The sequence below is a fragment of the Mucilaginibacter aquariorum genome (assembly GCF_024498135.1).
Classification (GTDB): domain Bacteria; phylum Bacteroidota; class Bacteroidia; order Sphingobacteriales; family Sphingobacteriaceae; genus Mucilaginibacter; species Mucilaginibacter aquariorum.
This window is the reverse complement of record NZ_JANHOH010000006.1, coordinates 195,387-209,776: the sequence shown is the minus strand read 5'-3', so window position 1 is coordinate 209,776 and position 14,390 is coordinate 195,387. Positions and strand designations below refer to the sequence as shown.

Annotated in this window: 10 protein-coding genes; 2 read left to right on the top strand and 8 right to left on the bottom strand. The window is 41.4% G+C overall.

All coding sequences use genetic code 11. From position 1 onward, the window contains the following. Positions 1-51: 51 nt before the first annotated feature. From NPE20_RS19855 to NPE20_RS19840, 4 genes are all read right to left on the bottom strand, one after another. Positions 52-537: a hypothetical protein gene (locus tag NPE20_RS19855; RefSeq protein WP_256540449.1), complete on the bottom strand. Its 486-nt coding sequence runs from the start codon at positions 535-537 to the stop codon at positions 52-54. 38 nt (positions 538-575) lie between these two features. After that, positions 576-2,768: a penicillin acylase family protein gene (locus NPE20_RS19850; RefSeq protein ID WP_256540448.1), complete on the bottom strand. Its 2,193-nt coding sequence runs from the start codon at positions 2,766-2,768 to the stop codon at positions 576-578. Positions 2,769-3,534: 766 nt separating this feature from the next. Further along, positions 3,535-4,617 carry a DUF3810 domain-containing protein gene (locus NPE20_RS19845; RefSeq protein ID WP_256540447.1) on the bottom strand — a complete coding sequence of 361 codons (1,083 nt, stop codon included), beginning with the start codon at positions 4,615-4,617 and terminating at the stop codon, positions 3,535-3,537. A 112-nt stretch (positions 4,618-4,729) separates the two neighbouring features. Further along, complete coding sequence (locus NPE20_RS19840; protein WP_256540446.1) at positions 4,730-5,245, bottom strand: DUF2911 domain-containing protein; 516 nt, start codon at positions 5,243-5,245, stop codon at positions 4,730-4,732. A gap of 260 nt (positions 5,246-5,505) precedes the next feature. On the opposite strand from NPE20_RS19840, the gene NPE20_RS19835 reads away from it, so the two are divergent. Next, the gene (locus tag NPE20_RS19835; protein ID WP_256540445.1) at positions 5,506-7,158 is read left to right on the top strand and encodes an ArnT family glycosyltransferase; all 1,653 of its coding nucleotides are present in this window, start codon (positions 5,506-5,508) and stop codon (positions 7,156-7,158) included. Position 7,159: 1 nt separating this feature from the next. Here the strand turns inward: NPE20_RS19835 and NPE20_RS19830 are convergent, their stop codons facing one another. The 4 genes from NPE20_RS19830 to NPE20_RS19815 all read right to left on the bottom strand — a co-directional run bounded on the left by NPE20_RS19830 (position 7,160) and on the right by NPE20_RS19815 (position 13,164). Continuing rightward, on the bottom strand, positions 7,160-9,571 hold the full coding sequence (locus NPE20_RS19830; protein ID WP_256540444.1) for an MG2 domain-containing protein: 2,412 nt from the start codon (positions 9,569-9,571) through the stop codon (positions 7,160-7,162). Positions 9,572-9,927: 356 nt separating this feature from the next. Continuing rightward, the gene (locus tag NPE20_RS19825; RefSeq protein WP_256540443.1) at positions 9,928-10,140 is read right to left on the bottom strand and encodes a hypothetical protein; all 213 of its coding nucleotides are present in this window, start codon (positions 10,138-10,140) and stop codon (positions 9,928-9,930) included. Between the two features lie 37 nt (positions 10,141-10,177). Then, entirely contained in the window at positions 10,178-12,595 is a 2,418-nt protein-coding gene (locus NPE20_RS19820; RefSeq protein WP_256540442.1) for a TonB-dependent receptor domain-containing protein, read from the bottom strand. A 155-nt stretch (positions 12,596-12,750) separates the two neighbouring features. Beyond that, positions 12,751-13,164 carry an EamA family transporter gene (locus NPE20_RS19815; protein ID WP_256540441.1) on the bottom strand — a complete coding sequence of 138 codons (414 nt, stop codon included), beginning with the start codon at positions 13,162-13,164 and terminating at the stop codon, positions 12,751-12,753. Between the two features lie 177 nt (positions 13,165-13,341). Between NPE20_RS19815 and NPE20_RS19810 the strand changes: the two genes are divergently transcribed. Then, complete coding sequence (locus tag NPE20_RS19810) at positions 13,342-14,370, top strand: fatty acid desaturase (RefSeq protein WP_256540440.1); 1,029 nt, start codon at positions 13,342-13,344, stop codon at positions 14,368-14,370. Positions 14,371-14,390 lie beyond the last annotated feature (20 nt).

The window sequence follows — 14,390 nt, the reverse complement described above, 5'->3', positions numbered from 1 at the left end:
AAGTTGAAGGAAAAGGCCCATTCTTTTTCTAAAAAATTAGAAGCTCTAAGATCAATACTCTATAAATTCTTTTTGTTTAATCACTACCTGGCCTTTGTTTTCGGTAGCGCTTATCGTCATGGTAATAAAGTAAAAATCGTTATCAAACTTATAGATGTTGTTGTAGGCATCCTGCCCCTGAAACTTCATAATTAGTTTTGACCTGCGGGCCTGGGCAATTAAATTAACAATATGCCGCGGGTCGGCAGTATCATAGGTTACCGTGCGCAAAATTGTACCGTTAGATAGCTTGGCATTTTCACCTATTGTGATGCTTTGCTCCTTAACCTTGTTAGATATCGAACGGAAACGTTCAATCTTTTTCCCGTCTATCTCTTGTATGTACCGTTGCTTAAAAACCTTCCCCAGGGTTAAATAGGTATGCGCCTGCCCATCGCTAAGATTGGTCAAATTGGTAAGGTCGAAAAAAGAAATACTTTGCCCGTAGCTTTTTAGGCAAAGGCAAAACAGTAATACTACTAAACAGTACTTTTTCATTTACTTAGGGTAAAGCAAATATAATATTTAATAGCTCACTATTGCCCGGGGTGATAGCTTTTTTCGACATGCTTCAGCACATCCTCTTTATAAAAAAGCACGTCTTTAAATTCGCCGTTAATATACCCCTGTGCCTGGTCTGTAAAATGTTTAGACGCTGCGTTAAACGATTGGCCGCCCGTTATAATGGTTTTTGCTTTTACCCTTGGCCCAAATTCAACCGCAGCGATAAAACTATTACCAGAATATCCGTAACGCTTATTGGTTTCCATAGTACGACTCACGAATGACGGCAACTGCCCAAATTGCGATGAGGTTGCCCCCACAGGCAAACTTGGTAGCTCATCGCTAAAGGTTACCCCATCCGCCGGTCGCTGGTATCGGTTTATATCACCCCAGGCCATCTTCCAGGTGCCAAATTTTTTCTGCAGGTTTTGCAAAGCGGTATTAAGAAACTCCAGCTGTTGACTTGCCGGCAAGGTTTGCAGCATTTCTTTAACCCTTTGTACCTGGTAACTGCCTTCGCCGGGTTTTGCAGGGGTAATAGCCCGAAACATTAATGTACCCCAGTCTATAGCTATAGTGGTAGCTATTGATGATGCAGAAGTGTGCCTGTCCCATTGTTTTAATAAGGCTATGGGTTCTGCAAGTTTTGCCTTAACACTATCCGGCGCTTTATCATAAGCGGCAAATAACGAAGGCTGCAGATCGTCAAAAGCAGCCAGGTACTTGTCATAACCTTTCGCTATCAGGCCATCTAAGGTGATATCTTTTGCATTACTTAATAAATTTATAGCAGTAATCCCCCTATAATTTTCACCATCGGGTGCCATGTAGGCAGGATATCTGGTTTTATCAGGACTGGCAGCACCCGATGATGTAAACGGCGTGGAATTGCAATTTTGTATGTAACCGGTTGTCGGGTTATATACATGTACTACTTCATCTACCCCGTGCAAACCCTTCCATTCTGTAGCGGGACTGGTGCCATCAACCGGGAGGTTCCAGTTAAGTTTAGCATCGCGCTTAGGCATAAAATTACCATACCAAAAAGCAATGTTGCCCTTATCATCGGCATAAACAGTGTTATTGCTGGTATTGGCTAGCAAGCCCATCGCTTTTTTATATTGGGCCATGTTGTTTGCTTTGGTAATAAGCCACGATTCCAGCAGGGCGTTATAGGAACGGTTATTATGTTTCAGCGCCAGCCATTTGCCATCCCTGCTTGCTATTACCGGGCCATGGTGGGTATAGTAAGCTGTTATATCGCGCTGACTATATTTATCGCCCTGTTTTACATTCAATTTAAGCTTGCGGATAATTACCGGTTTAAGCTTCCCATCATACTCATAAAACCATTTGCCATCCTTTTCAGTCATTTTTTCAGCATACAGGTCGCCCACATCGGCATAGCTGCTGGTATGCATCCATCCGCAATGGTTGTTAAAGCCCTGATAAATGAAGAACTGCCCCCAGGTAACAGCGCCATAAGCACGTAACCCTTCCTCGCTGTTCAGCCCCACTTCGCTCCTGAAATAAAAAGGCACATGCGGGTTAATGTAAAGCAGCGCGTGGCCCGATGCAGAGCGCGAGGGCGCAATAGCAAACCCGTTAGATCCTATCTCCCTTTCCTCATCGTCTTTTATAAGCGGCTTTGATTTGTAAACCGATCCTGTTTTATTATCGGCGGTATAAAACGCCTGTGTTTCACGTGGAGAGATCCCTCCGGTTTCGGTAGCAGCTACACTGCCATCGGTGAACATTAAAGCATACCAGGGCTTAAAACGCGTAAATACAAGTGGCTTTACCTCGGGGTGTTTATATAAGTAATAATTTATCCCATCGGCAAAAGCATCCATCAGCTTTTTAAAATACGGCGGGCTTTGGTTATAATCCTTTATAGCATCGGCGCTATCGGCTATAAGCTGGAGTTGTACATCCTCAAACAGGCGGTTTTCACCGTCGGCTTCGCTTTGCCTGCCCAGCTGATAAAGGTAATTACGTTCAATACCTTTAAAATTATCTTCGCATTGGGTGTACATTAAGCCAAAAACTACTGCAGCGTCTGTTTGGCCGTAAATATGCGGCACACCATAATTATCACGTATAATGGTAACTGCCTTAGCCTGCTGTTTATACCGGTTAATATCGCTAGTTGAGGATTTTTGCGCCTGTGTGTTAACATTAGCGCCTAACATATAAAGTAAAAACAGGGTGAATAATTTTTTCAAAACGATATATTAATGTTTATAATTTAAATTAAACTTTTCTCCATTAAAACTATCCGCTAAAAGCCATTTTCGCTAAACCGATAAACCACTAAAACCCTTATTAAAAACAGTTTAGCAAAAACTGTCTATAATATAGTCCATGCTGCCTCACTATTTTTAACAATAGCCAATATTAATAATACAATAGGCGCTGTAGCACTATGGAAAAATGATGCGTATAAGTTAAAAAATAAACAAACATATTTATGTAACATTTATGTATTTGAAGCGACTTATAACATATAATGTTATAAAGACAGCTTTTCAGCACGTATCTTTGCCGCCTAATTAAACTTTAAAAAGTTTAGGAACACTTATTGCTCTGTAACTTACACATAAAGAATACATTAAAGAATTAATAAGCAACCCGCAATGGATTGCATAAAGAACTTAGGTAATAAAACATGTTATCTGAGGTTTAGTTGATCAACATTATTTGAATGATGTTGTGTGCGTTCCGGGGTGAGATACGGAACGCACTTTTTTTTGTCAAGTTCTTTTGGCAGGAGACACTCTTATTCGCCGGGATTTGGCATCTATCTCATCTTCATCACTGCGATGTCGGGGTGAATAAATTACTTGCTAAGCATATCATTGCCGTCCCTTTCAAGGGACGGAATAGCAAACGCCTAAAAATGGCTTTAGCCAAATACCGCTTTATCAATTTTGGCTAAAGCCAACGGCAATGCAACCTCTTCTTTTCCTCTTTGCGCAGCAGGAGGCTTTCTCAGATCTGCTTCCTGTACATAGCCATCACCAGCAATACCATGCGGTTATAGGTCTCCAATCCTTGGGGTTGATTGTTCACCTTCAAAAAGTTATCGTAAAACACACTTGTAATAGTGTTTATTTTATTCTGGTACGAGAGCCAATAAAGGCGTTCGGTTTTAAAATCGGCCAAAACTGCTGGGGAGATCTGTGTTTTTAGTTGTTTAAACAGCACGGTATCGGTATACCGCACCGTATGCATAAACTCGTTAACCGCCAGGTTATAGGCCGAGTAGCGCAACAATTTATCGCGCGAGCCAATAGCGGCCACAAAGCCTACAAAATTTGCTTCATCCTCGGCACCGTAACCCATCTGGTGCGACATTTCATGGCAGGCTACAAAAGGGCGGTTAAACACCGGCATCTGGTAATTGATCTGTGCTTCGCTGGTAAAGGGGTTGTAATAGCCAGATGTGCCAATGTAGTTAAGTAAGGGGGTAAGTAATGAGGGTTTTATCTCCGGGCTATGGGTTTGATATTCTTTTGATGTGCCCGAAAGTTTAAGCACCGCTCTGATAGCCGTTTTATAAATAGAATCGTTGCCTTGCTTTAAGTCCTGCGGTGTAACCCTGGCCCTGCTGGCGTTTGCACTATCAATAAGTATGGCAGTTACCTTTTGCAGTTGGGCAGTAGTGAAGGTGCTATCGCGCAGGTTTAATCGCTCCCCTGCCGACGGGCGAAAATAATTCAATCCCCAAAACAGGTAAAACATTAATACACCCGCCATTATACTAATTACAATGCCGGCAGTAAAAATGCCGGCCTGCATAAATTTCTTTTTAAAACATAATGCGATAAGCCTTATTAGTGCATATATAATATAGCCTATTACTATTAAGTATATTACATCGCCAAAGCTGAACGGGAAGATATTAAATACAGGATGGAGTACGTGGCAAACAAACAGGTAAAGCCCCTCGGAGTAATATTTTTCAACCGCCTGCGGATGGTCTGCAAATACCATTAACAAGTTAACAGCCAATATAAGGGCGAGTATAATTAACCCTCTTTTTATAAAAGCCTTACCTTGCTGTTTTTGCATGTATGGTGGTAAATATAATGTTAAAATACCGGCAAATATTGCTCTTTATTTTAATATAGCCCAACAAAAAACCCCGGCATAGCCAGGGTTTTATATTTTTAGTAGCCAACAATTATTTTACAGCTACCGGTACCGAAAGTTTATCCCAGTTTAATGAGAAACCTTTTGCGTTTATTTTATAAACCAAACGCTCGTTCATTGCAGATTTTACAGGCGTAACGGTTACACGCAAAGCATCCTTCGTTTTATCGTACTTGTAAGCGCCCCATTGTTTGGCTACGTTGTTAAAAATAACTGTCCAGGTGGTTGCAGTTGGTATAACAAAAAAGCTATAAGTACCTGCAGGCAGTTTTTTGCCTTGTACGGTAATATCTTTACTGGTTGTAAACACAGTGGCCTCGTTTGCACCGGCACGCCAAACCGAATCTAAAGGTACCAATTCGCCAAATACTTTACGGCCTTTTACCGATGGGCTGCCATAATTAATGCTTATTGTAGCACCGTTAATTTTGCCGCTTACGCTATCGCGTGGACTTGCAACTGGCTTATCTTGCGCAAATGTAATAACCGAAAACAGCATAGCGAATGCAAACAGCGCAGCCGCTTTTAATTGAATAGTTTTTTTCATGATAGTATTACTTGTGGTTTATTTGCAATAAAGATAAATGAATTAACCTAAAACATTTGAAAAATTTACTTAATGAGTTCAGGGCAATAAAACTTTCACGCTTTCAGCACGTTATATAAGTAGAGCTCGCATTGCAGTTAGGAATTGACCGAAAGGTTAAACAATTGTTGTGAGTTTTTGGCCCCTGCCGAAAGGCGGGGGTTTTTTTATGAAATTACCTGATAAGTTTTCGCCCCCATTAAACTTATATTTGTGTCGGGATGACCAATAATTATAAGCCTTTTTACCTGTTACTATTTATACTGGCACTGTTGGTTAGTTTTGTTGGTATTACTACCGATTTTTTTACCGACGACCCCGGGCTTTACGCGTCTATTTCCAAAAACATGCTGTACAAGCACGATATGCTACAGCTATTTACTTACAACCGCGACTGGCTGGATAAACCACACTTCCCCTTTTGGGCTGCTATGGCAAGTTTTAAATTGTTTGGCGTAAGTGTTTGGGCATACCGGCTGCCAGCCCTGCTATTCTTTTTGCTGAGCGCGCTTTATACTTACCTGTTTGCCCGTAGGTTTTACACTAAAGAAATTGCCCTGACTGCTGTTTTAATATTGATTACGGCCCAGCACATCATTCTATCAAACCTTGATGTAAGGGCCGAGCCTTATTTAATGGGCCTGCTAATTGGCAGCATTTATCATATTGCCCGCTATAACGATAAGCCGGTGGTTAAACATTTGCTATTAGCCGCCCTGCTTACAGCATGCGCTATCATGACCAAGGGCGTGTTTGTGATAGTGGCTATTTACGGCAGCTTGCTGGGTCAGCTTATTTATCAGAAAAAGTTTCTGCATATATTTTACGGCAAATGGCTGTTGTTGTACCTGCTTACCTTTGTTTTTACCCTGCCCGAGTTTTATGCGCTTTACATACAGTTTGATCTGCACCCCGAAAAAACCGTTTTTGACAGGCATAATGTAAGCGGGATCCGTTGGTTTTTGTGGGATAGCCAGTTTGGCCGTTTTGTAAACAATGGCCCTATTAAACAAAAAGCATCCGGCGATCCGTCCTTTTTTATACATACCATGTTATGGGCGTTTTTACCCTGGTGCCTGCTATTTTACTATGCTGTTTATAAAAGCTTAAAAAACATCTGGCAAAAGGTTAACCTGCCAGAGTATTACACCTTAAGCGGTGGCTTGCTGTTGCTGGTATTGTTCTCTCTTTCGCGTTTTCAGCTACCATTTTATACCAATATATTGTTTCCGTTGTTTGCCATAATAACCGCACCCTATTGCTTTAAGCAGCTAAGCCGTGCCGGCGAATATTACCGAAAAATAGTGCTGCTGATATTTGCGGTATTACTGCCGGTAGTTATTATTGTGATACACATTTATCTTAAACCTGTATCTAACCTGCTGTTTGTAATTGATTGTATATTGTTTGGATTGGTGGCCGCGCTCATTATTATAAAAGTAAGGGCACCTGCTTATCGGGTTTTTATGCTTACCTGTTGCGCGGTGTTATTTGCCAACTTTTATTTAAACACCGTTCTTTTCCCAACTATAGCGTCATATAGCGGCCAGGTAAGCGCGGGCAAGTATATTAACCGGCCCGAATTTAACGACGCCCATATTTACTCGCTGAGGATGGCAAACAACATGTTCCAGTTTTATAGTAACAAACCCGTTGACTTTATCTCTCCCGAAGATTTTAACGCATTTAAGCCAACAGGCAGGGCCATCTTTTTTGTAAGCCAACCCATGCTGGATCAACTTACAAATACCCATGCTGATTTTAAGATCATTAAAACCTTTACCGATTATCCGCAGGAAAACATTTTACCCGCATTTGTAAACCATGCCACCCGTCATAAGGTATTGGCCAAAGTATACCTGATAAGTAAATAGCTTACTGTACATTATACTTATAAACCGCCCTGCCTATATTCCCGCCATTATCAATACCCTCAATTATGATACGATACTGGCCAGGGCCGTCGTTTAAATAATCGAACGCGGCGTTGCCCGCCTCATTGGTTATTAGGTTAGGTTTCCAAAATATTGTTGTCTGCCCTTCTGCAGGGCCTTTTTTTACCGCATCGTAAACCGGCGAATAAAACTCACGTGCCCGGTAAAATCCTTGTGGCGTAATTGATACCAGCCCGGGCGTCATTTCTTTATTTATTTCACCCGTATCACCCCCACGTTTGGTATTGATAATCATTACGCCTGCACCTGCACCCTGGCCATAAATGGAAGCATTTGCGCCTTTTAAAATTTCAACCGATTCTACATCCCCGGGGGGTATATTATCAATATCCCCCGAAGTAATTGCACCATCAACAACTATCATCATGGGCTCTACCACTGTTTCCCCGCCCGCTGTTGCAGTATTTGTTCTTAAATAGGCTTTGCCATAACTAAAATACATATTGCGGGCTATACCGGTTAAACCTTGCGAAAGTGTGGGATGATTTTTAAACTGTTTGTTAAATATTACCTGGTCGGCATTGCCGGCACCTGCAAGGCTTGCTGTTTTATAATTTGATTTTTCTTTTACATAAACAGGTTTCAAGACTCTTGAACCAACAGTATTGGGCTGGTCGGCAATTGCGGCGGTATATTCGGGTAGCTTTTCGCCCACCTTACCTTCGGGCGAATTATTAGCGCTTAAGGGTAGCGCTGTATTGGTTTCATCTAACCGGATCTTTGCTTTATTCTGAAGTGATTTATTTTCGATATTTAACAAAAACTGGGTTCCGTTTACATATTCCATGTTGGTGAAACTGAACTTCCCGGCAGCATCTGTTGTTATCGTTGTACTTTGCCCGGTTGCAGGTAGCATAAGGGTAACCTTTTCATTTGGTACCGGCGCTCCCGCCTTAGTTACCATTGTACCCTTTAACTGCATGCCAAACTCCGGCTTATAGGCAATTGGGGCGATGGGTTCATTTAAAAGTTCTTTCCATTGAAAACGGCGATAGCCTTGGGTAAGCATTAAAATATCAAGGTTGTTGCGGGTATCGGTGTTTACATTATTAAAGTAATAGCCGGGCTGTTCAACATAACCACGCAGATCTGAGGTAAGCAGCAGATCTGAAAATATCGAGCTTTCTTTATCCTCATTTGCGGGCACTTTACTTTCATCAATAACCGATACCGAAAAATTCCCTACCGATGCCTTATTCTCCGGTAGTTTAGCGTTAAGTGTGATATGGGCCTTATCGTGGGTCGCGTAGGTTGTTTTATCACTGTTCACGGTAAAGGTAAGCTCATCGGCATTTTGTATAAATACCAGGCGCTCGCTTAACGGCATCCCGCTTTCCGAAAACAAGGTAATTTGGGTGATGCCCGATTTAAGGTCTTTTTTTGGCAGATCGAAACCTATTACCTGGTTATCTAATACCGTTTTTACGGTTTTTACAATCCCTGCCGAATAAATAACCACCGATACTTCTTTGTTCTTATTCTCTAAGTAATAGGGCTTGTTGGCGTTGATATCTATTGATAGCTTATTCAGGTCGCTGTTGTTAACAGATAGCGACATGCCCTTTGCCTCGGTTTTTGGTAGGTCAATCGTATTTGTTGATCCATCCGGATATGTTACTTTGGCTTTGTAAGTTTTGCCATCTTCGGGCGTAATAAATACTTGCCCCATGCCCAGGTGCGTGGACGTGAACTTAGCAACAGCTACATTATTATTATCAACTACAATGCCTCTTATATAGGCACCCATGCCATTACTGCCCACCGCCTTAAAAGCGATGCGACTGGGCACCGCTGCTACAAGCATACCTCCTTCAGGGAAAAACTGCACATCGGTTTTATTATCGGCGGCTTTTGCCTGGGATAGCTGTGCTATACTTTTACCATTAACCCCAATTGTTTTGTTAAAGAAATAAGTATTCCCCGCGTTTTGCATCCACTGTGTATATGCCCGCACCCTGTAATTACCTTTCGACAAGTAGTTAGGTAACGCGAAATCGCCCCAGGCCAGCCCGTTTTTTAGCTGCAATATCAGCGATTGCATAATGGAATCGTTCTTGCTCACAAGGTCAACATGCAGCACACCGCTAATTTTCGATAGCTCGTGACCCTCGCCTGCGGTTACATAGGCTTTAAAATAGATGGTATCGCCGGGGTTGTAATAAGGCTTATCGAAATGTAAGTACGCTTTTTCAATTACCCTGTCTGTTGATAGCGTTTGAAGCCGGGTTACTACATTTTTTATAGTGCCCTCGTTTTTTACAGGCGCAACCTGGGCATGCAACGCGGCATTAAAGCACGCGACTGCAAACAACATTAAAAAAAGCTTTTTCATACTGTGAGATATTTAATACGATAAAAAACGGGGGTATAACCCGCTTATAATTGGTATATAAATATACTGATATTCAGCAGAATAGTGCAAATGGAAAAATTTTCTAAAAAACATTCCGCGTTAGGGAGTGGAACGGATACCTGCCCGTGACCAAGGCCAGCAGGCGTATGAGTGTAAAGCCCGGCCAAAGGCAACGCCATTGCTTAAAAACTATGTTGTAGTATACAAACGAAAGTATAAGGCAAGCTTATGCGGAGGGATCGTCAGCATCTTGAATATTGTTCAAGATTTTATCCCCCGAATAACCGGCTGTCTGCACTATTTCCCGCGAAATAAATAGATGAGGAGTATTATATCTACTCATCCTTCATTTCTTCCCAATAAATGGTTTCCTGGTAAATGCAGTTTTTAGCGGCAACCTGTGCTTTTATTTTGTCCAGCTCGGCCTTTGCCTCATCGGGGCTCAGATCTTTTTTTAATGATGAATAGAAAATTACATACCCAGTCTTACTGTTTATGAATTTATAATGTTTGCCTGCAGCATTCATAATGATAATGCTTAATATCATTATTATAATACTATTTAACGGCAGATTGTTTTTAAAATTACTTGCCTGCAGGCTCGTTTGGCATACCCTGATCGCCCTCTTCGCGTCCTTCTTTGCCTTTATCCTTCGAGAACTCCAGCTTGCCAAATTTATAGCTAAGCGTTATACCAAACGAGCGGAACGGCAATTGCCTTAAGCTTGACTGGTTAAACGTAGGGCCCGATGTGGTTGAGTATTGGTCAATGTACTTGCTAAAGGGGTTACTTGCTACTAAACCAATGCTGGCTTTTTTATCCCAAAACTGCTTGCGTACAGCAATATTGTACCAGAAAAATTTGGGGCGGGTACCCTGTAAGGTACGCGTTGAAGAATTGTAATTACCAAAAGCCTCGGCCATAAAATTAGACGGAAACTGGTAACTGGCGTTCAAATTAACCCGATACTGAAATGCAGTAATATTGTTAATGCCCGGGGCATTATTATTTCGGCTCACTAAAAAGATATTGCTACGCAGGTTTAGCTTGCTCGTAACAGGTACCGATGCGAAAATATTACCCCCAATACTTGTTTGCGTACCCAAATTGGCACGCTGACTAAGCAGCACGTTTGTATACTCCTTACCGTTAATGGTTAAAACATCATAAGGGGTTGTAAACTGCTGTATATCATCGTTGTTGCGACGGTAAAAACTACCTATATAAAAATTGGCGCCGCTATTAAACGACTGGTTGTAGCCTAACTCAAAACTGTTACTTTTTTCGGGTTTTAAATTAGGGTTACCTGTGCTAATGTTGTTAGGGTCGCTGATATTATAGAAAGGGTTTATCTCACCATAGTCCGGCCGCTCGATGCGGTAAGAGTAGCTTAGCTTAACGCTTTGCGTAGGGCTAATTTTATGTGATATAACAGCCGATGGGGCCAGGGTGTTGTAACCCGGAATTACCACACCGCCATAATCGGTGCTTGTAGTAGTGTACTCGTTACGCAGCCCAAGTTTAACATCTAAAAAGTTTTTAAATAACGATGCCGAAGTTGACAGGTAAACAGCGTAGATATTACGTTTGTAATTGAACGCGTAGCTTTGATCGGCATTATTAATATATGAGCCATCGGCCAGCAAGGTATCTGTTTTGGTAACGTTCTTTAAATTTTCTAATACCGCTTTTGCACCACCTTCAATGGTAAAAGTTTTGGTTACAGGGTGCGTATAATCTACAGATATATTGGTTTCCCTATCGTTACCCGGGTTGTTGCCCCTGATACCCGTAGTTACGGCATCGTTGTTTAAATAATCCTGCTGCTGAAAATAGTTTGATGTGTTTTTACTGTTGCTGGTGGTAACCAACACTTCAAGCTCCTGGCCCTCTTTTTTAAATGTCTTTTTATAATCCAGGCTCAAATCTGTTGAGTAAGCACTGAATTTACTATCAGAATTACGCAGGCTTAAAATATCTGAAAGTATATTGTCGGCTCCATCGGTTATGGTTTGCTGTTGATTAGTTAAGCCGCTGTTATGGTTACCAAAATGATCAAAACCAACAGAGGCGGTCAATTCATCTTTAGGCGTAATACTCCAGTTAAAATTTATCCCCGATTGATAGCCGCTTCTTTTAGAGTCGCTGCTGCCATTCTGAAACAGGCGGGTTACATCACCGGCGGTATTGGTTGATCTACGGTTGTTAGTGCTTAGCACAGTTGAGTTAAGCATGGCATTGCCGCTAAAAAAGGCGTTTACCCCAAAGTTACCTTTACGCGCATTTAAGTTTAGCGATCCGTTTTCCTGCCTGGTGCCCGCGGTAAGGTTAACGCTGCCGTTTATACCCTGTACCTTGCTGTCTTTTAATATAATATTAATAATACCACCCGTACCTGCTGCGTCATACTTAGCTCCCGGGCTGGTTATTACTTCAATACTTTTTATTTGGCTGCCGGGTATAGCTTGTAATGCATCGGCCAGGCTTGCGCCAAAAATACTGCTTGGTTTACCGTTTATAAGGAAACGGATATTGGCGTTGCCCTGCAGCTCTACATTACCATCAATATCTACAGTAACCTGGGGCACTTTCTTTAATACATCAATAGCCGCCCCGCTTTGCGCTGTTAGATCATTAGCCGCATTGTAAACCATTTTATCGATCCGGTTTTCAATAATCGGCGCTTTGGCAACAATATCTACCCCTTTTAATTGGTTTTGAACAGGCTCTAACAAAATATTGCCTAAAGCCAGGTTACCACCATCGGTAACAATTACATGTTCTATAGTATGGCGTTTATAGCCTAAAAAGTCAATGGTCAGTTTGTAATCACCAGCGGTAATATTATCCAAAGAAAAGTTTCCTTTAGGATCAGTACTCATTCCGTTGAACGGGCTTGTGCTGCCTTGTTTAAATAGCGATATCGTGGCATAGTCAACCGGCTGTTTACTAACAGCATCGGTAACCTTACCACTTATTTTACCCTTACCGGCATTTGCCATTTGGGCATTAATATTTATTGTGGAAATTAATAAGATAATAAGAACAAAAAACGATCGCATGATAAACCCCTCTAACTTTGGAGGTACAAAATTGCCAAGAAACTTTGGATTAACCCCGAAGGTTTCGTAATTGTTACATATACACTATGTAACAATTAAAATATTAAAACCAGCGTACCGCCAATTATCAGTAATGCCCCCGAAGCTGTTTTTAACGTGAGTGGTTCGCCCAAAAACACCACAGATAATATAATGGCTAAGGCTACGCTTAACTTATCCACCGGCGCCACCTGCGATACTTTACCTAACTGTAAAGCCTTAAAATAAAAGATCCATGACAAGCCGGTGGCACATCCGGAAAGCACCAGGAAAGTCCAGTTTAGTTTGCTAAGGCCGCTTATGCCGTGGTTAGTACCTTTATACAACACAATAGCCCAGGCTACTAATAAGATAACCACCGTACGTATGGCGGTAGCCAGGTCTGTATCAACCCCTTTTATGCCAATTTTAGCAAAAATTGCAGTTAAAGCGGCAAATAGTGCCGATAATAGAGCATATACCCACCACATAAATAAATTTCTAAGGATTTAAATAATTATTGAACTGATTGATTTAACAACCCGTTAAAAGAAAATAATTTCTCAAAGGTTAATATTGTTAATCGTTTTCCAACAAAAATTGGAAAAATTTTACAAGAAATTCATTTTTTTAACACGTTATTCTTATCTTCATCGTTTTAACCTAATATGATGAAAACTGATTTTGTTTATTCCCAGGAATCGGAACCGCACCGCATACGTACTAAGAAGATACTAAAGCAGTTTCCACAATTGCGGAATTTAATAGGAAAAAACCCTAAAACCATTTGGGCTATAGTTGGCCTGGTGGCCTTTCAGGTAACACTGGCTTGGTTTCTGCGCGACCAATCGTGGTGGCTGATATTTGGCGCGGCTTATTTATTAGGCGCCTTTGCAGACCATGCCCTGTTTGTAATGATACACGAGTGTACCCACCAATTATTATTTAAAAACCGTAATGCCAACCGCTGGGCATCCATGTTTGCCAACTTACCGCAAATATTGCCAAGCGCTATATCATTCGAAAAATATCATATTAAACACCACTCTTTTCAGGGCGTACATGAGCTAGATGCCGATTTGCCGAACCGTTGGGAAGCAAAACTGATCAGCAATTCTTTTTTGGGTAAAGCATTATGGTTATTGTTTTTCCCGGTGTTTCAATTGTTCCGTTTATCGCGTTTACGCGAGATACATCCCTTTGATGGCTGGATATTAACCAACTGGTTACTACAGATAGTTTTTACCGGTGTAATTTATTACTTTATGGGATGGCCTGCAGTAGCATTTCTGTTGTTAAGCTTCTCGTTCTCGGTAGGCCTGCACCCCCTTGGTGCCCGCTGGATCCAGGAACATTACTTAACCCACAGCGTTGAGCAGGAAACATATAGCTATTACGGTAACTTAAACGCGGTAGCTTTTAACGTAGGTTTCCATAACGAGCACCACGATTTTCCATCAATACCATGGAACAAGCTGCCGCTAATTAAAAAAACAGCGCCAGAGTATTACGAAACTTTATACTATCACACATCGTGGACAAAATTATTCTTCCAGTTTTTGTTTGATAGAGAGATATCATTATTCAACAGGATATTGCGTAAGGAAAGAGGCAAAGTAGCGATAACAGATGTATCAAAACCAGATGCAGAAATGAGCTTTACCAAGGAAGAAAGCTTAACCCCGCAAAATTCTTAATTGTCAATTTAAAAGCATTT